This window comes from Leifsonia sp. AG29, from assembly GCF_009765225.1.
Taxonomy (GTDB): domain Bacteria; phylum Actinomycetota; class Actinomycetes; order Actinomycetales; family Microbacteriaceae; genus Leifsonia.
This window is the reverse complement of sequence record NZ_VMSF01000001.1, coordinates 580,162-604,993: the sequence shown is the minus strand read 5'-3', so window position 1 is coordinate 604,993 and position 24,832 is coordinate 580,162. Positions and strand designations below refer to the sequence as shown.

The 24,832-nt window shown below is 71.6% G+C and carries 21 protein-coding genes; 10 read left to right on the top strand and 11 right to left on the bottom strand.

Features of this window, described 5'->3' with window-relative positions; translation table 11 throughout:
* Positions 1 to 41: 41 nt before the first annotated feature.
* Positions 42 to 1,232 carry a xylose isomerase gene (xylA, locus tag FPT20_RS03040; protein WP_158862435.1) on the top strand — a complete coding sequence of 397 codons (1,191 nt, stop codon included), beginning with the start codon at positions 42 to 44 and terminating at the stop codon, positions 1,230 to 1,232.
* A 107-nt stretch (positions 1,233 to 1,339) separates the two neighbouring features.
* The gene (locus FPT20_RS03035; protein ID WP_158862433.1) at positions 1,340 to 2,800 is read left to right on the top strand and encodes a xylulokinase; all 1,461 of its coding nucleotides are present in this window, start codon (positions 1,340 to 1,342) and stop codon (positions 2,798 to 2,800) included.
* Positions 2,801 to 2,851: 51 nt separating this feature from the next.
* On the opposite strand, the gene FPT20_RS03030 is transcribed toward FPT20_RS03035, so the two are convergent.
* The 5 genes from FPT20_RS03030 to FPT20_RS03010 are packed head-to-tail and all read right to left on the bottom strand — an operon-like array spanning position 2,852 to position 9,912.
* A complete protein-coding gene (locus tag FPT20_RS03030) occupies positions 2,852 to 3,967 on the bottom strand; it encodes a glycerate kinase (protein WP_158862431.1) in 1,116 nt (371 codons plus the stop codon).
* A gap of 32 nt (positions 3,968 to 3,999) precedes the next feature.
* Complete coding sequence (locus tag FPT20_RS03025; protein WP_158862429.1) at positions 4,000 to 5,010, bottom strand: LacI family DNA-binding transcriptional regulator; 1,011 nt, start codon at positions 5,008 to 5,010, stop codon at positions 4,000 to 4,002.
* A 22-nt stretch (positions 5,011 to 5,032) separates the two neighbouring features.
* Positions 5,033 to 6,406, bottom strand: a complete 1,374-nt coding sequence (locus FPT20_RS03020; protein WP_158862427.1) for an APC family permease — start codon at positions 6,404 to 6,406, stop codon at positions 5,033 to 5,035.
* 54 nt (positions 6,407 to 6,460) lie between these two features.
* Complete coding sequence (locus tag FPT20_RS03015) at positions 6,461 to 8,608, bottom strand: glycosyltransferase family 39 protein (protein ID WP_158862425.1); 2,148 nt, start codon at positions 8,606 to 8,608, stop codon at positions 6,461 to 6,463.
* The gene (locus tag FPT20_RS03010; protein WP_158862423.1) at positions 8,605 to 9,912 is read right to left on the bottom strand and encodes a bifunctional glycosyltransferase family 2/GtrA family protein; all 1,308 of its coding nucleotides are present in this window, start codon (positions 9,910 to 9,912) and stop codon (positions 8,605 to 8,607) included. The genes FPT20_RS03015 and FPT20_RS03010 overlap by 4 nt, the downstream gene beginning before the upstream one ends.
* Positions 9,913 to 10,055: 143 nt before the next feature.
* Here FPT20_RS03010 and FPT20_RS03005 point away from each other — a divergent pair, with 143 nt between their 5' ends.
* Positions 10,056 to 11,642: a Na+/H+ antiporter gene (locus FPT20_RS03005; RefSeq protein WP_158862421.1), complete on the top strand. Its 1,587-nt coding sequence runs from the start codon at positions 10,056 to 10,058 to the stop codon at positions 11,640 to 11,642.
* Between the two features lie 33 nt (positions 11,643 to 11,675).
* Entirely contained in the window at positions 11,676 to 11,855 is a 180-nt protein-coding gene (locus FPT20_RS03000) for a hypothetical protein (RefSeq protein ID WP_158862419.1), read from the top strand.
* Between the two features lie 22 nt (positions 11,856 to 11,877).
* Here FPT20_RS03000 and FPT20_RS02995 read toward each other — a convergent pair whose 3' ends face one another.
* The 4 genes from FPT20_RS02995 to FPT20_RS02980 form a co-directional block, all read right to left on the bottom strand.
* Positions 11,878 to 12,147, bottom strand: a complete 270-nt coding sequence (locus tag FPT20_RS02995; protein WP_158862417.1) for a hypothetical protein — start codon at positions 12,145 to 12,147, stop codon at positions 11,878 to 11,880.
* Between the two features lie 70 nt (positions 12,148 to 12,217).
* Complete coding sequence (locus tag FPT20_RS02990) at positions 12,218 to 13,330, bottom strand: glutamate--cysteine ligase (RefSeq protein ID WP_158862415.1); 1,113 nt, start codon at positions 13,328 to 13,330, stop codon at positions 12,218 to 12,220.
* Positions 13,331 to 13,461: 131 nt separating this feature from the next.
* Complete coding sequence (locus FPT20_RS02985; protein WP_158862413.1) at positions 13,462 to 14,607, bottom strand: cystathionine gamma-synthase; 1,146 nt, start codon at positions 14,605 to 14,607, stop codon at positions 13,462 to 13,464.
* A gap of 28 nt (positions 14,608 to 14,635) precedes the next feature.
* Positions 14,636 to 16,000, bottom strand: a complete 1,365-nt coding sequence (locus FPT20_RS02980) for a cystathionine beta-synthase (protein ID WP_158862411.1) — start codon at positions 15,998 to 16,000, stop codon at positions 14,636 to 14,638.
* 88 nt (positions 16,001 to 16,088) lie between these two features.
* On the opposite strand from FPT20_RS02980, the gene FPT20_RS02975 reads away from it, so the two are divergent.
* On the top strand, positions 16,089 to 16,760 hold the full coding sequence (locus tag FPT20_RS02975; RefSeq protein ID WP_158862409.1) for a metal-dependent transcriptional regulator: 672 nt from the start codon (positions 16,089 to 16,091) through the stop codon (positions 16,758 to 16,760).
* 73 nt (positions 16,761 to 16,833) lie between these two features.
* Here FPT20_RS02975 and FPT20_RS02970 read toward each other — a convergent pair whose 3' ends face one another.
* Together FPT20_RS02970 and FPT20_RS02965 are read right to left on the bottom strand one after the other, a co-directional pair.
* Positions 16,834 to 18,075, bottom strand: coding sequence for an Nramp family divalent metal transporter (locus FPT20_RS02970; protein WP_158862407.1), 1,242 nt, complete (start codon positions 18,073 to 18,075; stop codon positions 16,834 to 16,836).
* A 72-nt stretch (positions 18,076 to 18,147) separates the two neighbouring features.
* Positions 18,148 to 20,028 (bottom strand): ABC transporter ATP-binding protein, encoded by a 1,881-nt coding sequence (locus tag FPT20_RS02965; protein ID WP_233265619.1) that lies wholly within the window; start codon positions 20,026 to 20,028, stop codon positions 18,148 to 18,150.
* 159 nt (positions 20,029 to 20,187) lie between these two features.
* On the opposite strand from FPT20_RS02965, the gene FPT20_RS02960 reads away from it, so the two are divergent.
* The 5 genes from FPT20_RS02960 to FPT20_RS02940 all read left to right on the top strand — a co-directional run bounded on the left by FPT20_RS02960 (position 20,188) and on the right by FPT20_RS02940 (position 24,775).
* Positions 20,188 to 21,474, top strand: coding sequence for an ABC transporter substrate-binding protein (locus FPT20_RS02960; protein ID WP_158862405.1), 1,287 nt, complete (start codon positions 20,188 to 20,190; stop codon positions 21,472 to 21,474).
* Positions 21,475 to 21,559: 85 nt separating this feature from the next.
* Positions 21,560 to 22,600: a carbohydrate ABC transporter permease gene (locus FPT20_RS02955; RefSeq protein WP_158862403.1), complete on the top strand. Its 1,041-nt coding sequence runs from the start codon at positions 21,560 to 21,562 to the stop codon at positions 22,598 to 22,600.
* Positions 22,597 to 23,508, top strand: coding sequence for a carbohydrate ABC transporter permease (locus FPT20_RS02950; RefSeq protein WP_158862401.1), 912 nt, complete (start codon positions 22,597 to 22,599; stop codon positions 23,506 to 23,508). Before FPT20_RS02955 ends, FPT20_RS02950 begins: the two co-directional genes overlap by 4 nt.
* Before the next feature lie 4 nt (positions 23,509 to 23,512).
* Positions 23,513 to 23,752: a hypothetical protein gene (locus FPT20_RS02945; protein WP_158862399.1), complete on the top strand. Its 240-nt coding sequence runs from the start codon at positions 23,513 to 23,515 to the stop codon at positions 23,750 to 23,752.
* Between the two features lie 12 nt (positions 23,753 to 23,764).
* Positions 23,765 to 24,775, top strand: a complete 1,011-nt coding sequence (locus FPT20_RS02940; RefSeq protein WP_158862397.1) for a LacI family DNA-binding transcriptional regulator — start codon at positions 23,765 to 23,767, stop codon at positions 24,773 to 24,775.
* Positions 24,776 to 24,832 lie beyond the last annotated feature (57 nt).

Genomic DNA, 24,832 nt, shown 5'->3' with positions numbered 1-24,832 from the left:
TTGAAACAACAAATCACCGACGACGCTGAAGGAAGCATTCCATGAGCCCCACCCCCACCCGCGAAGACAAGTTCTCGTTCGGTCTGTGGACCATCGGCTACAACGGCACCGACCCGTTCGGCGGCCCGACCCGCCCGCAGCTCGACGTCGTGGAGGCGGTGACCAGGCTCAGCGAGCTCGGCGCGTACGGCCTCACGTTCCACGACGACGACCTGTTCGCCTTCGGTTCCACGGACGCGGAGCGCCAGAAGCAGATCGACCGCCTGAAGCAGGCGCTGGCCGACACCGGCCTCATCGTCCCGATGGTGACCACCAACCTCTTCAGCGCGCCGGTCTTCAAGGACGGCGGCTTCACCTCCAACGACCGCGCCGTGCGCCGCTTCGCGCTCCGCAAGGTGCTGCGCAACATCGACCTGGCGGCCGAGCTCGGCGCCAAGACGTTCGTCATGTGGGGCGGCCGGGAGGGCGCCGAGTACGACGCCGCGAAGGACATCCGCGCGGCGCTCGAGCGCTACCGCGAGGCCGTCAACCTGCTCGGCGACTACGTCACCGACAAGGGCTACGACATCCGCTTCGCGATCGAGCCGAAGCCGAACGAGCCGCGCGGCGACATCCTCCTGCCGACCGTCGGCCACGCGCTCGCCTTCATCAACTCGCTCGAGCGGCCGGAGCTCGTGGGTCTCAACCCCGAGGTCGGCCACGAGCAGATGGCCGGGCTGAACTTCGCCGCCGGGATCGCCCAGGCGCTGTACCACGGCAAGCTCTACCACATCGACCTCAACGGCCAGCGCGGCATCAAGTACGACCAGGACCTCGTGTTCGGGCACGGCGACCTCCAGAACGCCTTCGCGCTCGTCGACCTCCTCGAGAACGGCGGCCCCGACGGCGGTCCGGCCTACGACGGCCCGCGCCACTTCGACTACAAGCCGTCCCGCACCGAGGACAGCACCGGCGTCTGGGACTCCGCCGCCGCGAACATGCGCACCTACCTCCTCCTCAAGGAGCGCGCGAAGGCCTTCCGGGCCGACCCGGAGGTTCAGGAGGCGCTCGAGGCCTCGCGCGTGACCGAGCTGGCGCGCCCGACCCTCGGCGAGGGCGAGAGCTACGACGACCTGCTGGCCGACCGCAGCGCCTACGAGGACTTCGACCCGAGCGTGTACTTCGGCGGCAAGGGCTTCGGCTTCGTGCGTCTGCAGCAGCTCGCGCTCGAGCACCTCATCGGCGCGCGGTAACCCGCCTCCCTCCCTCCCTCCCGCTTCTCCTCGAGGTGCTCGCAGGTGCGGACCCGACCGGCGTGTCGACCGCACCTGCGAGCACCTCGTTCGACCGAAGGATCCGCATGACACTCGTCGCGGGCGTCGACTCGTCGACCCAGAGCTGCAAGGTGGTCGTCCGCGACCTCGAGACCGGCGCCCTCGTGCGGTCCGGCCGGGCGTCGCACCCGGACGGCACGGAAGTCGACCCCGCGGCCTGGTGGTCGGCCCTCCAGGAGGCCGTCGCGGCCGCGGGCGGCCTGGAGGACGTGGCCGCCCTCTCGATCGCCGGCCAGCAGCACGGGATGGTCGTGCTCGACGCCGAGGGGCGGGTCATCCGCGACGCGCTGCTCTGGAACGACACGCGGTCGGCGCAGGCCGCTCGGGACCTGATCGACGAGGTCGGCGCCGCCGGGTATGCGGAGCGCGTCGGCGTGGTCCCGGTCGCCTCCTTCACGGCGACCAAGCTGCGCTGGCTGACGGAGGCGGAGCCCTCGAACGCGGCGCGGGTCGCCGCGGTCGCGCTACCCCACGACTGGCTGACCTGGCGGCTGCTCGGGTACGGGCCCGCGAACGAGTCGGAGCTCGGACCCGACCTGGAGGCGCTCACCACCGACCGCTCCGACGCCTCCGGGACGGCCTACTGGAGCGCGCGGTCCGGCGAATACGATCTGGACCTCTTCGAGCGGGCGCTCGGGCGGCCCGGGCGCGAGGCCGGCTCGGCCGGTGCCGACGGCACCGTCGTGCTGCCGCGGGTCCTCGCCCCGAGCGAGGCCGCAGGCCGGACCTCCGGTGGCCTGCTGGTCGGACCCGGCGCCGGCGACAACGCGGGCGCCGCCCTCGGGCTCGGCGCCACGGATGGCGACGTCGTCGTGTCGATCGGCACGTCCGGCACCGTGTTCGCCGTCACGGACGCTCCGGTCGCCGACGCTTCGGGCGCGGTCGCCGGTTTCGCCGATGCGTCCGGCCTGTCCCTCCCCCTCATCGCGACCCTCAACGCGGCGCGCGTGCTCGGGTCGATTGCGAGCGTGCTCGGCGTCGACCATGACGGGCTCTCGACGCTCGCGCTCTCGGCCGAGCCGGGCGCGGGCGGCGTCGTGCTCGTGCCGTACTTCGAGGGCGAGCGCACCCCCAACCTGCCCGACGCGACGGCGAGCCTCCACGGCCTGACCCTCGCCTCGACGACGCAGCCCAACGTCGCCCGGGCCGCGATCGAAGGCATGCTCTGCGGCCTGGCCGACGGCCTCGACGCGGTGCGGTCGGTCGGGGTGCGTGAGCAGCGGGTCCTGTTGATCGGCGGAGCGGCGCAGAACCCCGCTGTCGCCACGATCGCCTCCCAGGTGTTCGACGCGCCGGTCGTGGTGCCGGCCCCCGGCGAGTACGTCGCCGACGGCGGTGCCGTGCAGGCGGGGTGGGCGCTGACCGGGACACGCCCGGCGTGGACGGTGGAGGCGGCACCCGCCCTTCCGGTCGACACGCGACCCGTGATCCGTGAGCAGTACGCGGCCGCGCGAGAGGCCGCGGCTCGGGAGGCGGGCGGCCGCTAAGCGGCGGAGGGACCACCCGACGGGGAGGCGCGCACGCCCTGCGCCGTCCGCTCAGTCGGAGTACGCCCGAGCGAGCACGGCCCCGGCCTCTCTGAGCCACCGCGCCGGCTCGGCGAGTGCCGCCGCCGAGCCGCCGGCCAGGTCGGTCAGTGCCACGGCGCCCTCGAAAGCACTCGTCGCGGCAGTGATGAGCCCGGCCGCGAGGAGCGCCGTCGCACCGGCCTCGCGCGCGAGCGCAGCGACCTGGTCGGGAACCTTCCCGGCCGCCGACTGCTCGTCGAACCGTCCCTCCCCGGTGATGACGACGTCGGCCTGCCCGATCAGCGCCGGGAGCCCGATCACCCGCGCGACCTCCGACGAGCCCGGCACCAGCTGTGCGCCCCACACGAGAAGGCCGAAGCCCGCGCCGCCCGCGGCTCCGGCGCCCTGCGTCCGCGGGTCCGCCGGAGACCCCGCCGCAGCGACGGCCGCTGCGAAGCGCCGGAGGTTCGCCTCCAGCACGGGGACATCCGTCGGGGAGGCACCCTTCTGCGGAGCGAAAACGCCTGCCGCCCCGTTCGGCCCCAGCAGCGGATTCGTCACGTCCGTGAGCACGCGGGCGCCGCCCGGCGGAAGGGCGCGCATCGCGGACAGATCGACGGAGGCGATGCTCGCCAGCCCCCTGTTGCCGGTCGGCACCGGTGCGCCCGACACATCGAGCAGCCGGGCGCCGAGCGCCTGGAGCATGCCCGCGCCACCATCGGTGGAGGCGCTTCCTCCGATCGCGAGGAGCAACGAGCGGGCGCCCGCATCGAGGGCCGCTCGCATCGCCTCCCCGAACCCGACGGTGTGCGCGTGGCTTGGGCGGAGCTGCCGCATCAGGCCGAGCCCGCTCGTCTCGGCGAGCTCGACGACCGCGGTGCCGTCGGGAAGCAACAACCAGTTCGCCCGGACGTCGTCGCCGTCGGGGCCGAGCACGCGGACGGTCCGGCGTTCGGCGCCCGGAACGGCCGTCGCGAATGCGTCGAGGGTGCCTTCGCCGCCGTCGGCCATCGGCGCGAGGATCACGCGGTCCGCACTCCGGACGTCTCGCCATCCTTCCGAGAGCGCCTGCGCCGCGGTCGCCGCGCTCGCGCTTCCTTTGAACGAGTCGGGAGCGATGACGACCGTCGCGGGGGTTTCACGCATGTGCCCACCCTGCCACGGTCCGCCCTTGCCTGTCAGGAGCGGGGAGCCGTCGACCGGCGGACGACGAGTTCAGGACGGATGCTGACCGGTGTCGGCTCCTGCCCTCCCTCGATCTCGGCCACGAGACTGCCGACACTGCGGCGGCCGAGCTCGGTGAAATCCTGCAGGACGGTCGTGAGCGGGGGCCAGAAGTGCGCCGCCTCCGGGATGTCGTCGAAACCGACCACGCTCAGATCCTCCGGGATGCGGAGGCCGCGCTCGTACGCCGCGTGGTACACCCCGAGGGCCATCTGGTCGTTGGAGGCGAAGACTGCGGTGACCCGGTCGTCGTCGAGAGCCTCCAGACCGCGGCGGTAGCCGGACTCGGCTGTCCAGTCGCCCTCGAACGCCGGAATCGCCTCCAGCCCGGCGGCTTCGAGTTCGAGCGCCCAGCCGCCGACGCGCGCTCGCGCTTCGAACCAGAGCAGGGGACCGGACACATGCGCGATGCGCTGGTGGCCCAGCTCGATGAGATGCCGCGTGGCCGCCCGCGCCCCGGCCTGCTGGTCGACGGTGAGCTCGCGCTGCACGGTGGAGGCGCCCCCTTGGAGCGTCACGTAGGGCACGTCGATCCGGGCGTGCTCGAGCTGTTCGAGCACCACCTCCTGCGGCGCGATCACGATGATGCCCTCGACGGACTGGGCGAGCAGGTGGTCGAGCCCGTCGGCGATGGAGGGGGCGCCGAGGTCGGGCAGTTGCGCGACGGCGACGTAGTATCCGGCTGCGCGGCCGGCGTCCTGGATGGCGTTGATGCTCGACACGGGACCGTAGAGGGCGGCGGCCGAGGTGGAGAGCACCCCGATCGTCCGGGATCGGGCGGTCACCAGAGCCCGGGCGGCACGGTTCGGGCGGTAGTTCAGCTCGTCCATCGCGGCGAGGACCCGCTGGCGGGTCGCTTCCCGGATGCTCGGGTGCCCGTTGATGACGCGGGAGACGGTCTGGTGCGAGACGCCCGCGAGCACGGCCACGTCGCGCATGCTGGCCGCGCGCTGGTGCTCGGTCACACGGTCCCCTCCGGTCGGCGGCTCACCCCATTATGCGCGATGTGCTCTCCGGGCCTCGCCCGGCGCCGCGAGCCGGGCGGCGCCGCGGGCGCGCCAGCACGAGACCGACGGCTACGGCCACTCCGGCGATCGCCGCGGGGAAGACGAGGTGCCAGCCGGCGAGCAGGAGGAGCCCCGCAGCGAACACGGTCGAGAGCACGGCCATCCACCACCCGGCGGAACGACGCGGGAGGAGGACCACGGCGGAGGCGACGCCCAGGCCGTACACCGCGGCGGCGATGCTGGTGTGGACGAGGATGAACGGCTGGAGATCGCCGCTCCACAGCACGAGCACCGAGTACAGCCCGGTGACGACGACGGAGAGCAGCAGACCGCGCCGGGCGACGGCGCCGTTCTCCGCGCCGCGGCCGAACCACACCGGAAGGTCGCCGTCTCGGCCCATGGCCGCCCCGAGCTTGCTGAAGGCCGCGAGGTAGGCGTTGAAGACCCCGGTCACGACGATCGCCGCGATCACGGCCACCACGACCCCGCCTCCGCGACCGGTGGCGACCTCGACGAGATCGAGCAGGGGGACGGTGCTCCCCGACGCGCGACCGCCGAGCACCGTCACGGTCACGGTCTGGATGGCGAGGTACGCCACCGACACGATGATGAGCGCGAACGTCGTCGCGCGCGGGATGTCGCGACGTGGATGACGGAACTCGCCGCCGATGCCGGCCACCGCCTCCCAGCCGGCGAAAGCCCAGATGTAGAGGCTCATGGCGAGCCCGACCCCGCCCCATCCGTGCGGGAGGAGCGGCTGCAGGTTCTCGGGACGCGCGTGCGGCGCCGCCGCCGCGAGGACGAGCACGAGCACCGCCACCAGGGCCCCCGAGAGCACCAGCTGCACCGATGCCGTGAACCGGACGCCGAACGCCGCGACCGCGAACGGGACGACCATCAGGCCGATGGCGATCAGCGTCGTCGTGCCGGCGTCGCCCCCGGTGACCGCGACGACGTAGCGCGCCGTCATGAGCGCGGCGATCGGAGCGCCGATCGGTGTGCCGAAGAAGAACCAGTACCCGATGATCCGCGCCGCCGTCGGTCCGAAGGCTCGGCGGGCGAAGGTCGCCACGCCTCCCGCGTCGGGGTGGCGGCGGGACAGCGCCGCGAACGTCGCGGCGAGCGGGATCGAGATGACCGCCAGCGCCGCCACGGCGATGATGGCCCCCGGGCCGGCCGCGGCGGCCGCCAGCGCCGGCAGCACGAGGATTCCGGTGCCGAGCACCGCGGCGACGTAGAGGGCCGTCCCTCCCGCGACTCCGAGCCTGCCGTGGGACGGCTCGGGGACGCGCGGGTCGGGCAGCGTCGTGCCCCCGGGGGCGGGGGCCGGCGACCCGGTGCTGCTGTCGGTCATCCTCCCATCCTGGCCGACACCTCCGACACCGGGCCGCGCCCGCACCGGGTCCCGCTACGACGTCAGGTCGTACACGGTCACCCCGTCGACGGTCTTCGCCGTGAAGTTCTGCTCGACCCACGTGGCGATCTCACTGGAGGTGCTGCTCCCGCCGTTCGCGCGACCCACGCCGCCCGCGATGAAGTAGTGGATCTTCTTCGCGGCCACGTCCTGCTCGAACTGCGTCAGGCTCGGCGACGGGTCGGAGCCGTTGAAGCCCCCGATGGGCATGACCGCCTCCTGCGTGGCGAGCTGGTAGCCCGCCGCGGAGTTCGATCCGATCGCCGCTGCCACCCACGTGTACGACGAGGCGTCGGTCTTCAGAAGTGTCGCGAGCGCCGAGCCCACGGTGGCGGAATCGAGCAGACCGCCGGCCCGCCCGCCTCCGAGGGCCTGACCCGCACCACCGGGCACGGCGCCGCCCGTCCCGGCAGCCCCGCCCGCACGCGGAGCCCCGCCCGCGCCCGGAGCCCCGCCCGCACCGGGCGCCGCCCCGTTCTGCGGTCCGCCGAAGCCGCCGGCGGCACCCGCCCCGTTCGGCGCGGCGCCATTCGGCGCGCCGTTCGCCCCCGCGCCGTTCGGCGCCCCGCCGAACCCGCGACCCCCTCCCGGACCGCCCACCGCTCCGGCGACCGTCGGTCCCGCGGTCACGATCGAGCCCGAGTGCCCGGTCGTCACGGTCTGGAGCGTGTAGGCGAGCGGCGCCAGCAGAGCGGCGGTCAGCGACACCGCGATGGTGGCGGCGCCGAGCCCCTTCCCCCGCGGCGGGAGAAGCAGCAGCACCGCGGCCACGACGGAGGCGACCAGCACCACCACCTTGAGCCATGGCAGCCAGGCGCTCGCCCGGTCGAGGAGCACCCAGGCCCACACGCCCGTTCCGAGCACCGTGAGCGCCGACACGATCCGCACCGCGAGGAGGCGCCGGGCACCCCACGCGAGCGAGGCGCCGACGGCGACGGTCACGGCGAGCGCGGGCGCCAGCGCCACTGTGTAGTAGGCGTGGAAGATCCCGGCCATGAAGCTGAAAGCGAGCGCGGTCACCACGAGCGTCCCACCGAACAGCAGCAGCGTCGCGCGCCGTCCGTCGGTGCGCGTCCACCGCCTCCCGAGCAGGAGGCCGACGACGAGGAGCACCAGCGCCGCCGGGAGGAGCCAGGCGATCTGACCGCCGACCTCGTTCTCGAAGAGCCGCAGGATGCCGGACGCACCCCACATGCCGCCGCCGGCCGCGCCTCCCCCGGCACCGCCGGTCACGCTTCCGGTCTCGTTCCCGGTGAGCCGGCCGAGCCCGTTGTAGCCGAACGTCAGCTCGAGGAAGCTGTTCGTCTGAGAACCGCCGATGTAGGGCCGGAGGGAGGCCGGCACCAGTTCGACGATCGCGACCCACCAGCCCGCCGAGACGATCACGGCTCCGAGGGCCGCGAGCAGGTGGCCGAAGCGCTTCCGCAGCCGCACCGGGGCCGCCGCCAGGTACACCCCGGCGAGCGCCGGGAGCACGAGGAATGCCTGCAGCTGCTTCGTCAGGAATCCGAAGCCGACCGCGACGCCGGCCCACACGACCCAGCGGATCCGCCCCGACTCGATGCCGCGCAGGGTGAGGGAGGTCGCCAGGGTGGTCAGGAGCACGAGCAGCGCGTCGGGATTGTTGAAGCGGAACATCAGCGCGGCGACCGGCGTGATGGCGAGCACGCCGCCGGCCAGCAGCGCTGTTCGCGCCGAGAAGTGCCTGCGCACCGTCGCGTAGACGAGAGCGACGGTCGCGACGCCCATAAGGGCCTCGGGCACGAGGATGCTCCAGGAGCTCAGCCCGAACAACCGCACCGAGAGCGCCATGATCCACAGGCTCGCCGGGGGCTTGTCGACCGTGATCGAGTTCGCCGCGTCGCTCGAGCCGTAGAAGAACGCCTCCCAGTTGACGGATCCGGCCTGCACAGCGGCCGAGTAGAAGGAGTTCGCCCAGCCGCTCGCGGACAGGTCCCAGAGGTAGAGCAGCGCGGTCGCCAGCAGCAGTCCGAGCAGCGCGGGTCGCTCCCAGGCCGCGGCGTCGGCCCGGCCGCGCACCAGGCGCCGCAGGAGCGAGCGCGGTCCGCTCGGAGGGGCGCCGGCAACGGCGGGGGCGACGGTCGTGCGGGTCGGGCCGGTGGGAGGTGCGGTGATGGTCATGATGCTTCCTTCTCGGTCGTGAGCGCCGGTCGGCGGAGCTCGGTCGGGGCGGGCGCGACAGGCAGCGCGGGCACTGCGGGCGCGGGGTCGGAGTGGGCGTCGGAGTGCGGGTGGGAGGCGCTCGCCCGCGCCCCGCGGAACACCCAGAGCCGCAGGAGCACGAACCTCACCAGCGTTGCGAGCAGGTTCGCCGCGGTCAGCACTGCCAGCTGCAGCCGGGCGGAGGCGCCGGGAACCGTCGCGTGCAGCGCCGCGAGCGAGCCGCTGGTCAGCGCCCACGCGATGCCGAACACGACGAGGCCCTGGAACTGGTGCCGCACGGCACCGCGCCCCCGGACCCCGAACGTGAACCGGCGGTTGGCCCAGGTGTTCGCGACCGCGGTGATGAGGAGCGACGCGAAGTTCGCCACCTGCGGCGGGAGCACGAGTCGGAGCGCCAGATAGATCAGCCCGTACGCCGCTGTCGAGAGCACCCCGACCGCCGCGAAGCGGACGACCTGGCCGAAGAAGCTGGGCGCCCGGGGCGGCGCGAAGGGGCGCCTCCCGAGCTCGGCGTAGATCGACTCGAGCGGGATCCGGCCGCGTGCGATGCCTGCTCCCACTCGGATCATGCCCTTCAGGTCCTCGCGCGCCGTGCGGACGATGTCGACCGAGCTGTGCGGGTCGTCCACCCAGTCGACCGGGATCTCGTGGATGCGGAGACCCGCGCGCTCGGCGAGGATCAGCAGCTCGGTGTCGAAGAACCACCCCGTGTCCTCGACGAGCGGGAGGAGGCGCTCGGCCACCTCCCGCCGGATCGCCTTGAACCCGCACTGCGCGTCGGAGAACCCGACCGCCATCGTCCGGCGGAGCAGGAGGTTGTAGCTGCGCGAGATGAACTCGCGCTTCCCCCCGCGGGTGACGCGCGAGCTGCGGCCAAGCCGGGTGCCGATCGCGAGATCGGAGTGCCCCGACAGGAGAGGCGCCACCAGCGGCGGCAGGGCGGCCAGATCGGTCGAGAGGTCCTCGTCGAGATAGACGAGCACCTCCGCGGGCGACGCGCTCCACACGGTCTTGAGCGCGCGGCCGCGGCCCTTGAGCGGGAGGTGGACGGCGACGACCCCCGGGAGGCGCGCGGCGAGGCGGTCCGCGAGCTCGGGGGTCGCATCGGTGCTGGCGTTGTCCGCGATCGTGATGCGCCAGCTCTGCGGGACGGCCGAGGTCAGGTAGGCGTGGAGCCGCTCGATGGACGTCTCGAGCGTCGCCTGCTCGTTGTGGACGGGCACCACGATGTCGAGGGCGGGAGGGACGGGTTCTTGCGACATGCAGGACACCCTGTCGCCGTTACACTTCCGTGACCTTTGGTGGACCTATGCGCCGATGACGGGTCTTCTCAGGGCTTCCTATGAGCGAGGCAGGGTTCAGCCGCGCCCGGGATCGCGGGAGGATGTGTCGGAAGGGAGGCCGCATGCTGGGTCTCGAGCTCGTCGTCGTGATCGGTCTGACGACCCTGCTCACCAAGGTCGTCGCGCACAAGACCGGACTGGCGCAGCCCCTGCTCCTCGTCGCGTTCGGCGTCCTCATCGGGCTGATCCCGCTGTTCCGCGAGATCCAGCTCGACCCGGAGGTGGTGCTGTTCCTCTTCCTGCCGGTGCTCCTCTACTGGGAGAGCCTCACGACGTCGCTCCGTGAGATCCGGCACAACTTCCGGGGCATCATCCTGAACGCCACCGGTCTCGTCTTCATCACCGCGGCGGCCGTCGCCGCGCTCGCGCACACCATGGGGCTCCCCTGGGGTCCCGCCTGGGTGCTGGGAGCCGCCGTGGCTCCCACCGACGCGACCGCCGTGACCTCGCTCACGCGCGAGCTCCCCCGGCGCAACGTGACCATCCTCAAGGCGGAGAGCCTCGTGAACGACGGCACGGCGCTCGTCCTGTGGTCGCTGGCGGTCGGTTTCACCGTCGGCGACACGCAGGTCACCTTCGGCGCCGTGGCGCTCACGTTCGTCCTCGCGTACGGCGGCGGCGCCCTGGTCGGCGCGCTCGTCGCGTGGCTCGCCATCCTCGCCCGCAAGCGGCTCGGCGACGGCCTCACGCAGAACATCGCCGTGCTCATCACCCCCTTCCTCGCCTACCTCCTGGCCGAGACCATCCACGCGTCGGGCGTCCTCGCCGTCGTCGTCGCGGGGCTCATCATCAGCCAGGCCGGGCCCCGCACGGGCGTAGCGGAGGGGCGGAGGCAGACGGATGCCTTCTGGACCCTGGCAACGTTCCTCCTCAACGCGAGCCTGTTCATGCTGGTCGGCATCGAGCTGCCGCGGGCGACGGCGGCCCTCGCCGGCTCGGACCTCGGCATGGGGCTCCTGGCGATCGCCGCCGTCTCGGCCCTCATCATCGCCGTGCGGTTCGCGTACCTCTTCGGAACGGCCTACTTCCTCCGCCTGGTCGACCGCCGCCCCAAGCAGCGCACCCGGCGCCTGACGAACCGGGCCCGGGTGGTCAGCGGCTTCTCGGGCTTCCGCGGAGCGGTCTCGCTGGCGGCGGCCCTCGCCGTGCCCGCGACGATCGGAGGCGGCCACCCGTTCCCGGGCCGCGACTTCATCGTATTCGTCACGACCGGGGTCATCGTCGTCACCCTCGTGGTGCAGGGGCTCGCTCTGCCCGGCCTCGTCCGCTGGGCGAAGTTCTCCGGCGACGAGTCGGTCGTGGAGGAGCGCTCGCTGGCCGAGACCGCCGCCGCGCGGGCCGCTCTGGACGAACTCCCGGCGCTGGCCCGCAAACTCCGCGTCGACCGGGAGGTCAGCGACCGGATCCGGCGCGAGTACGAGGAGCACCTGGAGCTCCTCGAGCTCGAGGACGAGACGGAGGACGCGGAGCAGGCCGCCGAGCGCATCCGCCAGGACACCGAGCTGCGACTCGCCCTGCTCGCGCGGAAGCGTGAGGAGATGCTCCGTCTCCGCGACCAGGGGCGCATCGACGACATCGTGCTCCGCGAGCTGCAGCGGCGGCTCGACATCGAGGAGGTGCGGCTCACCGAGCAGGAGCCGGGAGAGTAGAGTGCGCGGCACCCGGAACGGAAGGAGTCCACCATGAGCGACGCGAAGGAGCAGTTCCCGGAGACAGCGTCGGGCGAGCCGATCGACGTCGACGCGATCGCGGAGGGACACGGCCGCGGGCCCTACGACGCTGACGGCGTGTTCGAGCCCGAGCACGACGAGTTCGCCAACGACGAGGACGACGACCGGGGCGACGGCGGGGATCGCGGCTAGCGGTGGGGCTCCGCGGTGCGCGTCACAGCCCGGCGCGCGCCGCGAGCGTCTCGACGGCGACGCGCCAATCCTTGGCGGGGATCCCCTCCCCGTCCTCCTCCTCGCCCGGGAAACGCGCGACGAACGAGGGCCAGAGCTCTCCTGAGCGGTGCTCCTCCTCGATCAGACCGAGGTACTCGCCTCCGTAGTAGACCTCCCACGCGGCGGTCGCGGTCGGGCTGTACATGAGGGTCAGCGGGAGGGACCCGTAGCTGTAGACCGCGTGCTGGTGGTCGAGTTCCTTCCCGGTCATGTTCGCCCCGTCATGTTCGGCAGGATAGGCGTCTTCCTGTCGGCGCGGAAGGTGCTCCCGACCCGCGGCGTCACGCGACGAGATCGTCGTCGGCGGTGGCCTGCTCGTGAGTCGCCTCGACGGCGGCGCCGACCACGTCGCGCATGCGGCCGCGGCGCGCGAAGGCGGCGCGCTGACGGCCCGCGCCGCCACCGGTCGCCATGATCCGCTCCAGCCCCCGGCGGACGAAATCGAAGTCCCCGTTGCGCTGGAGCGCCGGCCTCGCGTGCTCGAGCAGCGCCGCGACCGCCTGTCCCGCGGTGCCCTCGCGGCCCGTCACCGGGTGAGGGAGGCGCCCGCTCACCCCGGTCAGCGCGGCCTGCCATTCGGCGAGGCGCAGGACGGCGGACGGCAGCACGCACACCGGAGCGCCCGAGTGCCACTCGGCCACGGCCGTGTCGACGAGGGCGCGCGCGATCGCCGCGAGCACGACCGTGTCCCGCGCGTCGAGCGGGACATCGGTGACCCGCACCTCCACCGTCGGCTGCTTGAGGGAGAGCCGGGCGTCGAGATAGAGCATGCCCTTGTCGAGGATCACGCCGGTCTCGACGAGCTGGCGCTCGAACCGGTCGTACGCCTCCACCGAACCGAACACGTCGTTGGGGCCGGCGCTCTGCCACTGGTGCCACGCGACGAAGCGGTAGCTGGAATGCCCGGTGTCGACGCCGCCCGAGAAGGGCGAGTTCGCGCTCAGCGCGAGGAGGACCGGGAGCCAGTTGCGGATCCGGTCGAGGATCGCGACGCCCTCCTCCCGGGAGGAGATCACCACGTGGACATGGCAGCCGCAGACGAGGGTGTTCGTCGCCGTGAGACCGTACCGCTGCATCATGAGCGCGTACCGCGGGTCGTCGGTGGCGTGCGGGCGCAGCCGCATCGGAGACATGGCGACGGCGGCGGCGCGCGCGCCGTGCGGACGTGCGAGGCCGTCCGCCAGCTCGCGGCCCGCCACGATGTCGGCGAACAGGTCGCCGGTCGTGAGGAGGGGACGGGTCTGCGTCTCGATCATCTCCTGCTGGATCTCGGAGTCGACACGCGGGCCGTCGACCACGGGCGGCGCGTCGCCGAGCATCGCCGGAGCGACCGGTGCCGCCAGCCCCCGTTCGTCGACCAGGAGGAGCTCCTCCTCCACCCCAAAGGTCCTCACCCCACCACTATCGCGGCCGGGGTCCGTGAGGGGCAATCCCCCTTACGCCGTGAATCCGCCGTGACGGCGGCGCGCCGCCGAGCGTCGGCTCGCCGCCGAGCGTCCGCCCGTCGGCGGCGCCGAGACGGTGCTCAGCCCTCGAGCGCCTGCTCCACGTCGGCGAGCAGGTCGGTCACGTCCTCGATGCCGACCGAGAGGCGCACGATGGTGTCAGGCACCTCGAGCGCCGTCCCGCGCACCGACGCGTGGGTCATCTCGGAGGGGTAGCCGATGAGCGACTCGACCCCGCCCAGCGACTCCGCCAGCTGGAACACGCGCGTCGACTCGGCGAACCGGCGCGCGGCCGGTGCGCCTCCCGAGAGCGCCACCGACAGCATGCCGCCGAAGCCGCTCATCTGCCGTGCCGCCAGCTCGTGGCCCGGGTGCTCGGGCAGTCCCGGGTAGAAGACGGCGTCGACGCCGTCGTGGCCGACCAGCGCCTCCGCGATCGCCTGCGCGTTCTCGGAGTGACGCTTCATCCGGACGTCGAGCGTCTTGATGCCCCGCACGGTGAGCCACGCATCCATCGGCGACGACACCGCGCCCGCGGCGAACTGGATGAACTGAGCCTTCTCGGCGAGCGCCTCGTCGGCGAACACGAGCGCTCCTCCGATCACGTCGGAGTGACCCCCGAGATACTTCGTCGTCGAGTGCACGACCACGTCCGCGCCGAGCGAGAGCGGCTGCTGCAGCACGGGCGACGCGAACGTGTTGTCGACGACGACGAGCGCCCCTGCGGCGTGTCCCAGCTCGGCGAGAGCCGCCAGGTCGCTGATCTTCATGAGCGGATTGCTGGGGGTCTCGATCCAGAGCACGCGGGTGCGGTCGACCCCCAGCGCCTCCCGCACGGCGTCGAGGTCCGTCAGGTCGACGGTGGTGTTGCGCACCTCCCAGGCGCCGTGGATGCGCTCGATCAGGCGGTGCGTGCCGCCGTACACGTCGTTGCCGAGCACGACGTGGTCGCCAGGGGCGAGCACGGAGCGGAGGAGGGCGTCCTCGGCGGCGAGCCCGCTCGCGAACGAGAGAGCGCGGACGCCGCCCTCGAGGGAGGCGAGCAGCACCTCCAGCGAGGTGCGCGTCGGGTTGCCGGCGCGACCGTACTCGTAGCCGCCGCGCAGACCGCCGATGCCGTCCTGCACGAAGGTCGAGGTCTGGTAGATCGGCGGGATGATCGCGCCCGTCGTCGGGTCGAACTCCTGGCCGTCGTGGATGGCGCGGGTGGCGAAGCCGTGGGTCATGGGATCTGTTCTCTCTGTCGGTGTGAGGTCAGTCGCTGAAGAATGTGAGGAGGTCCTGCCGGGTCAGCACCGCGAGCGGCTTCCCGCCCTCAGTGACGAGCAGCGCGTCCGCCGCGGCGAGGGCCGCGCGGGCCGCCGCGACCGGTTCGCCGGCGCCGATCAGCGGGAGGGGCGCCCCGAGGTGGGCGCCGACCGGGTCGTTCATCTTGGCGCGGCCGCTGAACACGGCCTCCAGCAGGTCGGCCTCGTTGATCGAGCCCGCCACCTCCCCCATGACGACCGGGGGCTCGGCCGTCAGCACCGGCAGCTGCGAGACGCCGTACGTGTTCATGATCCCGATCGCGTCGTGCACCGTCTCGCCCGGGTGGGTGTGGACCAGGTCGGGCAGGTCGCCGCGCTTCGTGCGGATGACGTCGTGCACGGTCGAGCCGTCGGGCGCCTCGCTGAAGCCGTAGGAGCGCATCCACTTGTCGTTGAAGATCTTGCCCAGGTAGCCGCGGCCGCCGTCCGGGAGGATGACCACCATCACGTCGTCGGGGCCGAGCTCCGTCGCGGCGCGGAGGGCGGCCACGACGGCCATTCCCGACGAGCCGCCGACGAGGATGCCCTCCTCGCGCGCCAGCCGGCGGGTCATGTGGAACGAGTCGGCGTCCGACACCGCGATGACGTCGTCGACGACGCTCGGGTCGTACGCGCCCGGCCAGAAGTCCTCGCCGACGCCCTCGACGAGGTAGGCGCGACCCGAGCCTCCCGAGTAGACCGACCCCTCCGGGTCGGCGCCGATCACGCGGACGCGGCCATCGGAGACCTCCTTGAGGTAGCGTCCGGTGCCCGAGATCGTGCCGCCCGTGCCGACGCCGGCGACGAGGTGCGTGATGCGCCCGTCGGTGTCGCGCCAGATCTCCGGTCCGGTCGTCTCGTAGTGGCTGCGCGGGCCGTTCGGGTTCGCGTACTGGTTGGGCTTGAAGGCGCCCGGGATCTCGGCGGCGAGCCGGTCGGACACCGAGTAATAGGAGTCGGGGTGATCCGGAGGCACGGAGGTGGGGGTCACGACGATCTCCGCGCCGTAAGCGGTGAGCACGTTCCGCTTGTCCTCGCCGACCTTGTCCGGCAGAACGAACACGCACCGGTAGCCGCGCTGCTGCGCGACGAGCGCCAGCCCGACGCCGGTGTTGCCGCTCGTCGGCTCGACGATGGTGCCGCCGGGGGCGAGCTTGCCCTCCTGCTCGGCCGCGTCGATGATCCTTCGCGCGATGCGGTCCTTCGACGAGCCTCCCGGGTTCAGGTACTCGAGTTTGACGAGCACCGTCGCCGTGATCCCCTCGGTCAGCCGGGTCAGCTTCACGAGCGGAGTGTCGCCGACCAAGTCGATGATGGTCTCTGCGTACTTCACCCGACCAACGGTAACAGCGGGGCGGGAGGGGCGGAGCGCGGGCGGCTGCGGCGCGGGCGGCTGCGGGGGCGCCGCCTACAATCGGCTCATGGCCGTCTCCGACCTGTCCGCCGTCGCGCAGGACTACCTGAAGATCATCTGGTCGGCCACCGAGTGGTCCGGCGACCCGGTGACGGTCAAGCAGTTGTCGGAGCGGATGGGCGTCCGCGCGGCGACGGTGTCCGACGGCATCCGCCGCCTCGTCGAGCAGGGCCTCCTCGTGCACGAGCCCTACGGCGGCATCGAGCTGACCGACACCGGGCGCCGCCACGCCGTCGCCATGGTCCGACGGCACCGCCTCATCAAGACGTTCCTGGTCGAGGAGCTCGGCTACGGCTGGGACGAGGTGCACGACGAGGCCGAGGTGCTCGAGCACGCGGTCTCCGACGAGCTCGTCGCGCGCATCGACCGCCGGCTGGGTTTCCCCTCCCGCGACCCGCACGGCGACCCGATCCCGACCGCGGACGGCACCCCGCGACGCACCGATGCCGTCCGCCTCCTCGACGCGCCGACCGGTGCCCGGCTGACCGTGGCGCGCATCTCCGACGCCGACCCCGCGGTGCTGCGCTACCTCGCAGACCTGGGCGTCGGGCTCGACACGGACGTCACCGTGGAGGAGCGCCGCGAGTTCGCGGGCGACATCGCGGTGCTGATCGGAGACGCCCCCGTGGTGCTCGGCGCGACCGCCGCCTCCGCCGTCTGGGTCTCCCGCCCCTCCTGACGCCCCTCGGGCCTCCGCGGAGGGAGAGGTGGGGGGGCGGAGGCGCGGAGCGGGGCCCAGCGCACGCGGCGCGTCACAGCGCGGCGACGGTCAGCACCACGAGCGCGAGGTTGAGGAGCACCACGAGGCCGGCCACGAGCCCGCCAGCGACCCGCACCCACGCGTGGTCGGCGTGCTCGCCCATGACGGTCCGGGAGGCGGTGAGCCGCAGCAGCGGGATCATCGCGAACGGGATCCCGAGGCTCAGCAGCACCTGCGACAGGATGAGCGCCCACGTCGGGTCCACGCCGGCCGCGAGGATGAGCACCGCCGGGATCAGCGTCACGAGCCGCCGCACGAGCAACGGGACTCGCACCCGGATCAGCCCGCTCATGATGGTCGCGCCCGCGTAACTGCCCACCGACGCGGAGGCGAGGCCCGACGCGAGCAGGCCGATCGCGAACACGGCCCCGACGACGGGCCCGAGCGCCGAGCTGATCGCCGCGTGGGCGCCGCTGATCGTGTCCGTCCCGGCGACCCCGCGCAGTGAGGAGGCGGCGAGCAGCAGCATCGCCAGGTTCACCGCTCCGGCGAGGAGCAGCGCGAGCACGACGTCGACTCGCGTCGCGCGCAGCAGGAACTTCCGGTGCCCGGCCTCGGCCGGCGAACCGTGGCGGTCGCGGCTGAGCGCCGAGTGCAGGTAGATCGCGTGCGGCATGACGGTGGCCCCGAGCATGCTGGCCGCGAGCAGCACGGTGGGCGCGCCGTCGAACCTCGGCACGAGCCCCCCGGCGGCCTGCAGCCAATCGACCGGGCTCACGAACAGCCCGGCGAGGAACCCGACCGCGATCACCCCGAGCAGCCCGAGGATCACGACCTCGAACGACCGCTGCCCGCGCCGCGACTGCACGGCGAGGATGCCGATCGCGGCGGCGCCGACGATGAGGCCTCCGAGCGCGAGAGGCAGGCCGAACAGCAGGTTCAGGGCGATCGCGCCGCCGATCACCTCCGCGATGTCCGTCGCCGCCGCCACGAGCTCCGCCTGCACCCAGAACGCCCGCCGCGCGCCGGTTCCGAGGCGGGCGCCGATCAGCTCCGGGAGGCTCCTCCCGGTCACGATCCCGAGCTTCGCCGACTGGTGCTGCACGAAGACCGCGATGGCGTTGGCCGCGACGATGACCCACACGAGCAGGTAGCCGTACCGCGAACCCGCGGTCAGATTCGCGGCGACGTTCCCCGGGTCGACGTAGGCGATGGCGGCGACGAACGCCGGACCGAGCAGGAGGAGCACCCTCCTCACCGTGCCCGCCGGCCTCCGTGTCAGCTCGACCGTCACTGGCCTCCACCCTCGTCCGACCGAATGTTAGCCCAACCTAACACTCGGATCAGCCGGGGTGAAGGGCCCGGCTCAGTCCAGCAGCGCCGTCTCCGTCTGCTCGCGGTACAGGCGCGTATAGATGCCGTCGAGCTCGAGCAGCTCACGGTGCGTCCCGCGCTCGACCACCTGCCCGTGGTCGATCACGAAGATGACGTCGGCCGCGACGATGGTCGAGAGCCGGTGTGCGATCGCGATCGTCGTCCGCCCGTGGGAGGCGGCGTCCAGCGCCTGCTGCACCACCCGCTCCGAGATCGTGTCGAGGGCGCTCGTGGCCTCGTCGAGGATGAGCACCTCCGGGTCCTTGAGGAGGACGCGGGCGATCGCGATGCGCTGCTTCTCACCTCCGGACAGCCGGTACCCCCGCTCGCCGACCACGGTCTCGTACCCGTCGGGGAACCTCATGATCGTGTCGTGGATATTGGCCTGCCGGGCCGCCGCCTCCAGCTCCTCCTGCGAGGCGCCCGGCCGGGCGTAGCGGAGGTTGTCGGCGATGGTCGCGTGGAACAGGTAGGTCTCCTGACTGACGACGCCGATGTGCGAGACGAGCGACTCCTGCTTCAGGTCCCTCACGTCGGTGCCGCCGAACAGGATGCGCCCGCCGGTGGTGTCGTAGAACCGCGGGATCAGGTACGACACCGTGGTCTTGCCGGCACCGCTCGGCCCGACGAAGGCGGCGAACTCCCCGGGCTCGATGACGAAGGAGACGTCGTCGAGGGTGTTCCGCTCGCCCGGCCGCGCGTCGGGGTAGCGGAAGACGACGTGGTCGAACTCGATCCGGCCGAGCTCGCGCGACGGATCGACCGGCACGGCGTCGGGCTTGTCGGCGATCGCCGGCTTCAGGTCGAGGTACTCGAAGATGCGCGCGAACAGCGCGCCGGAGGTCTGCAGGTCGAGGGCGACCCGCATCAGGGCGAGCAGCGGGAACAGCAGCCGCGCCTGCACCGTCGTGAAGGCGACGATGGTGCCCGCGGTGATGTCCGTCGCGCCGCCGAGGATCAGCCAGCCCGAGACGAGGTAGACGATCGCCGGGATGGACGACAGGAAGATGTTGACCATGGCGAAGAACCACTGGCCGCTCATCGCCTGCGACACCTGGAGGCGGATCTGGGTGCGGTTCTCGTCCGAGTATCGCTCGACCTCCGCCGCCTCCCGGTTGAAGCTCTTCGACAGGAGGATGCCCGAGACGCTGAGGGTCTCCTGCGTGATCGCCGTCATGTCGGACAGCGACTCCTGCGTCCGCGTCGCGATCCGGGCGCGCACCTGGCCCACCCGCCGCTGCGCGATCACGAGGATCGGCATGAGGATCACCGCGACGACCGTGAGCTGCCAGTTCAGGAGGAGCATCGCGACCAGCGCGGCGATCACGGTCACCGTGTTGCCGAGGATGCTCGACATCGTGTTGGTCAGCACGCTCGCGACCCCGCCGACGTCGTTCTGGAGGCGCGACTGGATGACGCCCGTCTTCGTCTTGGTGAAGAAGCTGAGCTCCATCGACTGGAGGTGCGAGAACAGCCGGACCCGCAGGGAGCCCATCACCTTGTTGCCGACCGACGCCGTCAGGTACGTCTGCCAGACGCCGAGCAGGGCGGAGGCGACGAACACGGTGAGCATGAGCACGACGATCTCGACGAGCACGGGCATGTCCGGGCCGCCGCTCTTCGGGAACAGGCCGTCGTCGAACGCCCGCTGCGTGAGGAGCGGCGGGACGACCGAGAGCGCCGCCCCGATCAGCACGAGGACCATGGTGGTCACGATGGCGGCCTTGTGGGAGGCGAACAGCGCGACGATCCGGCGGAACAGGTGCGGGATCTTGGGCGCCTGAGCGTTGATCGCCCGCTGCGCCTCCGCGTCGCCGGCGCTCACGCGGGATCGCATGCCGCCTCCGCCGGCGGCTCCGCCCATCCCGCGCATCCCGCTCACCGGCTCAGCCTAACGCGAGCCGCCGACGCCCGGTCGTGACGGAACCGTGATGCAAGCGCTTGACGTAAACGCTTGCAGCGAACGCGATGGTGGGGGTACCGTTCCCTCGGGCGCACCTGCGCCTGCACCAAGAGCTCAACGAGGAGTGAAATGAAAGCAGCACGTCTCTCCGTGATCGCCGGGGCCGCCCTGATCGGCCTCACCCTGGCGGGATGCACCGGCGGCGGCAGCGGCTCGGGCAGCGGTGGCGGCGACGCCAACGCGAATCTCGACAGCAAGGGCCCCATCACGTACGTCCAGGGCAAGGACAACTCCAACGTCGTCCGACCCCTCATCGAGAAGTGGAACGCCGCTCACCCGAACGAGAAGGTCACCTTCAAGGAGCAGACCGACCAGGCCGACCAGCAGCACGACGACCTCGTCCAGCACTTCCAGGCCAAGGACGCGAACTACGACGTCGTCGACGTCGACGTCGTGTGGACGGGTGAGTTCGCCGCGAAGGGCTGGCTCCAGCCGCTCACCGGCAAGTTCAAGATGGACAACTCGGCGCTCCTCGCGCCGACCGTCAAGTCGGGCACGTACAACGGCACGCAGTACGCGGCGCCGCAGACCTCCGACGGCGGCATCCTGTACTACCGCAAGGACCTCGTCCCGACGCCTCCCAAGACGTGGGATGAGATGCTCAAGGACTGCGACATCGCCAAGGCGAAGGGCATCGGCTGCTACGCCGGTCAGTTCGCCCAGTACGAGGGTCTGACCGTGAACGCGGCCGAGGCCATCAACACGAACGGCGGCACGATCGTCGGCTCCGACGGCAAGACGGTCACCGTCAACAGCCCCGAGGCGAAGGCGGGTCTCGGCCGCCTGGTCGACGGCTTCAAGAACGGGCAGATCCCGGCTGAGGCCATCACCTACCAGGAGGAGCAGGGCCGCCAGGCGTTCGAGGCCGGCAAGCTGATGTTCCTGCGCAACTGGCCGTACGTCTACAACCTGGCGAAGACCGACGGGTCCTCCACCGTGAAGGACACCTTCGGGATCGCCCCGCTGCCGGGCGTGAGCGCCGACAAGCCGGGCGTCTCGAGCCTCGGCGGTCACAACGCGGCGATCAGCGTGTACTCGAAGCACAAGGCCACCGCGTTCGAGTTCCTGAAGTTCCTGCAGAGCGAGGAGACCCAGAAGTTCTTCGTCACCCAGGGCTCGCTCGCACCGGTCCTGTCGTCGCTGTACGACGACGCGTCGCTGAACAGCCAGCTGCCGTACCTGTCCACCCTGAAGACGTCGATCTCGAACGCCGTCCCGCGTCCGGTCTCGCCGTTCTACCCGGCCATCACCAAGGCCGTCCAGGACAACGCGTACGCGGCTCTGAAGGGCGACAAGACGGTCGACCAGGCACTGAAGGACATGGAGTCCGCCATCAAGACCGCGAGCGCCGGCTGATCCCAGCCGCGTGACGGTCACCGGGCGGCGGGAACCCTCCCGCCGCCCGGTCCCCCACCACACCGACATCCTCTCGGAGGCACACATGTCAACGTCGAACGTCGTCTCCCCAGCACCAACCAAGAAGGCCGGCAAGCCCCCTGAGGCCCGGGCCGGAGTCAAGCACAACCGCCGCCAGCAGAGTCGCTGGGCGCTCTACCTCATCATCCCCACGCTCATCCTCCTCGCGATCGTCATCGGCTACCCGGTCGTCAGCGCGATCGTGATGTCCTTCCAGAAGGATGCGGGCCTCGATCCCGCCACCGGCCTGTTCGTGCAGGGCGGCTTCGCCGGCTTCCAGAACTACGCCCACTGGCTGCTCCAGCAGTGCCAGGGGCCCAACGGGACCACGATCACGTGCCCGCCGGGCAACCTCGGCTCCACGTTCTGGAGCGCGGTCGGCGTGACCTTCTTCTTCACCGTCACCACCGTGATCCTCGAGACCATCCTCGGTCTCTGGTTCGCGATCATCATGAACCGCGCCTTCCGCGGACGCGGTTTCGTCCGCGCCGCGATCCTCATCCCGTGGGCGATCCCGACCGCCGTCACCGCGAAGCTGTGGTTCTTCATCTTCTCGGTCGCCGGCGTCGCCAACGCCCTCATCGGGGCCCGCATCCTCTGGACGAGCGACGAATGGGCATCCCGGTTCGCGGTGATCATCGCCGACACCTGGAAGACCACGCCGTTCATGGCGCTGCTCATCCTCGCCGGTCTGCAGCTCATCCCCGAGGACGTCTACGAGGCGGCCAAGGTCGACGGCGCCAGCACGCTGCAGCGCTTCTGGCGGGTCACGATGCCGCTGCTGAAGCCCGCGCTCATGGTCGCGATCCTGTTCCGCGTGCTCGACGCGCTCCGCATCTACGACCTGCCGCAGATCCTCACCGGCGGTGGAGGCGGAACCGGGCACGCCACGACGACGCTCTCCATCCTCGTCGTCGATCAGATCAGGCAGGGCTTCAACAGCGCTGCCGCCCTCTCGACCATCACATTCATCCTCATCTTCCTGGTCGCGTTCATCTTCGTGCGGTTCCTCGGCACGAACGTGGTCCGAACCCAGGAGGCCCAGCAGAAGGGAGCGAAGGGATGACCACCGTCGCCGGCCCCGCAGCCACCGCGGAGGGCAAGGCCCTCCCCCGGCCCGCCACCAAGAACCGCTCCCAGGCGCGCCGCCGCAACCAGGGCATCCGCACCGGCATCCAGGCGCTCGTCGTCGTCCTCTGGTGCCTGCTGCCCTTCTACTGGATGGTCGTCACCTCGTTCCGCGATGTCGGCTACACCAACGACAACACGCCGTGGTTCACCCACTTCACCTGGGACAACTATGCGACCGCCCTGTCCACGAAACTCGGGAACAACCTGCCCGGCGCGCTGCTGAACTCGCTGTTCATCGGTGTCTGCGTGACGATCATCTCGCTCGTGGTCGGCATCTTCGCCGCCTACGCGTCGGCCCGGCTGGAGTTCCGGTTCAAGGGCGTCGTGCTCGGAGTCATCCTGGCCGCGTCGATGTTCCCCGGCGTCGCGCTGATCACCCCGCTGTTCCAGCTGTTCACGAACATCGGGTGGATGGGCACCTACCAGGCGCTGATCATCCCGGAGATCTCGTTCGCCCTGCCGCTGACGGTCTACACCCTCACCTCGTTCTTCCGCGAGATGCCGTGGGACCTCGAGGAGGCGGCGCGCATCGACGGCTGCACACAGGCGCAGGCGTTCCGCAAGGTGATCCTCCCGCTGGCCGCGCCCGCCGTGTTCACCACCGCGATCCTGGCGTTCATCTCCTCGTGGAACGAGTTCCTGATCTCCAGCCAGCTGTCGAGCGACCGCACGCAGCCGGTCACCGTGGCGATCGCCTCCTTCACCGGAAGCCAGCCGCACCAGGAGCCGTACACGGCGATCATGGCCGCCGGAACCATCGTGGTTGTCCCGCTCATCATCCTCGTGCTGATCTTCCAGCGCCGGATCGTCGCGGGCCTGACGGCCGGTGGAGTGAAGGGCTGATCGCATGCGCTGGAACGACTCGCGGGAGGCCGTCGACATCGGCATCGGCTTCGTCGGCTTCTTCGCACTCGCGTTCCTGATCATCACGGTCGCCTGCGAGGTGACCGGTCAGCCGGCGTTCGCGTGGGCGATGGTGCTGCTGGTACTCGTGCTCGTCCTCGTCCTGCTGCTGCAGGCGCGGCGCCGGATCGTGGCGTCGCGCCTGCGCGCGGAGGAGGAGCGCGAGCTCCAGCGGAACTCCTGACCCGGGGTCGTCATGGCTGGAATCGAGGAGGTCGCGCGCGCGACCGGGGTCTCCACGGCCACCGTGTCCCGCGCGCTCCGCGGGCTTCCGAACGTCTCGGAGCGCACCCGGGCCGCGGTCCGGCGTGCCGCAGACGAGCTCGGCTACGTCGCATCGTCCAGCGCCTCCGGGCTGGCCAGCGGGCGCACGCTCGCGATGGGCGTGGTCGTCCCGTCGGTGAGCCGGTGGTTCTACACGCAGGTCCTGGAGGGGGTCGACGCGGAGCTCCGCGCCGCGAGCTACGACATGATCCTGTTCAACCTCGGCGGTCATCGCGGAGACCGTGAGCGGGTGTTCCACCGGAGCATCCTGCGGAAGCGCACCGACGCCCTCCTCGCCCTGTGCCTCGATTTCACCGCGGAGGAACGGGAGCAGCTGACGAATCTGGGCCACCCGACCATCGTCGTCGGTGGCCCGGTCCGGGGCCTCCGCAGCGTCGGCATCGACGAGAAGGCGACCGCTCGCCGCGCCACCGAGCACCTCATCGGGCTCGGCCACCGCGACATCGCCCACCTCGGCGGGGAGGACGAGGAGGGGCTCAACAGCCAGGTGCCCGCGGGACGCCTCCGCGGCTTCACGCAGGCCATGGTCGATGCCGGGCTGCCGGTGCGCAGCGAGTGGATCATCCCCGGCGGGTTCTCCCTCCCGGAGGGACGCACCGCGATGAACCGGCTGCTCTCCCGCCCGGGGCCCCGGCCGACCGCGGTCTTCGCGGGTTCGGACGAGATGGCGTTCGGCGCGATCCTCGCCGCGGGAGACCACGGTCTCCGCGTGCCGGAGGATCTGTCGGTCATCGGAATCGACGATCACGACTACTCCCCGTCGTTCGGCCTGACGACAATGGCGCAGGACCCGTTCGAGCAGGGGGCCGTCGCCACGCGCATCCTGCTCGACGAACTCGGTGGAGCCGAGCCCCGCACCCGTTCCGTGCGCTCCCCCGTCACGCTCATCGTGCGGACGTCGACCGCCCCGCCCCGCGTGTGACGGGCCCGTCCGGCGAGAGTCTGGCAGAATGAGGTGCGGTCTCCGGCCGGACGCGCC

What these genes read in the sequence shown, in the direction of transcription:
- xylA (WP_158862435.1), top strand. Translation starts at nt 42, where the DNA reads ATGAGCCCCACCCCCACCCGCGAAGACAAGTTCTCGTTCGGTCTGTGG.
- FPT20_RS03035 (WP_158862433.1), top strand. Translation starts at nt 1,340, where the DNA reads ATGACACTCGTCGCGGGCGTCGACTCGTCGACCCAGAGCTGCAAGGTG.
- FPT20_RS03030 (WP_158862431.1), bottom strand. Translation starts at nt 3,967, where the DNA reads ATGCGTGAAACCCCCGCGACGGTCGTCATCGCTCCCGACTCGTTCAAA.
- FPT20_RS03020 (WP_158862427.1), bottom strand. Translation starts at nt 6,406, where the DNA reads ATGACCGACAGCAGCACCGGGTCGCCGGCCCCCGCCCCCGGGGGCACG.
- FPT20_RS03015 (WP_158862425.1), bottom strand. Translation starts at nt 8,608, where the DNA reads ATGACCATCACCGCACCTCCCACCGGCCCGACCCGCACGACCGTCGCC.
- FPT20_RS03010 (WP_158862423.1), bottom strand. Translation starts at nt 9,912, where the DNA reads ATGTCGCAAGAACCCGTCCCTCCCGCCCTCGACATCGTGGTGCCCGTC.
- FPT20_RS03005 (WP_158862421.1), top strand. Translation starts at nt 10,056, where the DNA reads ATGCTGGGTCTCGAGCTCGTCGTCGTGATCGGTCTGACGACCCTGCTC.
- FPT20_RS03000 (WP_158862419.1), top strand. Translation starts at nt 11,676, where the DNA reads ATGAGCGACGCGAAGGAGCAGTTCCCGGAGACAGCGTCGGGCGAGCCG.
- FPT20_RS02995 (WP_158862417.1), bottom strand. Translation starts at nt 12,147, where the DNA reads ATGACCGGGAAGGAACTCGACCACCAGCACGCGGTCTACAGCTACGGG.
- FPT20_RS02985 (WP_158862413.1), bottom strand. Translation starts at nt 14,607, where the DNA reads ATGACCCACGGCTTCGCCACCCGCGCCATCCACGACGGCCAGGAGTTC.
- FPT20_RS02975 (WP_158862409.1), top strand. Translation starts at nt 16,089, where the DNA reads ATGGCCGTCTCCGACCTGTCCGCCGTCGCGCAGGACTACCTGAAGATC.
- FPT20_RS02965 (WP_233265619.1), bottom strand. Translation starts at nt 20,028, where the DNA reads ATGCGCGGGATGGGCGGAGCCGCCGGCGGAGGCGGCATGCGATCCCGC.
- FPT20_RS02960 (WP_158862405.1), top strand. Translation starts at nt 20,188, where the DNA reads ATGAAAGCAGCACGTCTCTCCGTGATCGCCGGGGCCGCCCTGATCGGC.
- FPT20_RS02955 (WP_158862403.1), top strand. Translation starts at nt 21,560, where the DNA reads ATGTCAACGTCGAACGTCGTCTCCCCAGCACCAACCAAGAAGGCCGGC.
- FPT20_RS02950 (WP_158862401.1), top strand. Translation starts at nt 22,597, where the DNA reads ATGACCACCGTCGCCGGCCCCGCAGCCACCGCGGAGGGCAAGGCCCTC.
- FPT20_RS02945 (WP_158862399.1), top strand. Translation starts at nt 23,513, where the DNA reads ATGCGCTGGAACGACTCGCGGGAGGCCGTCGACATCGGCATCGGCTTC.
- FPT20_RS02940 (WP_158862397.1), top strand. Translation starts at nt 23,765, where the DNA reads ATGGCTGGAATCGAGGAGGTCGCGCGCGCGACCGGGGTCTCCACGGCC.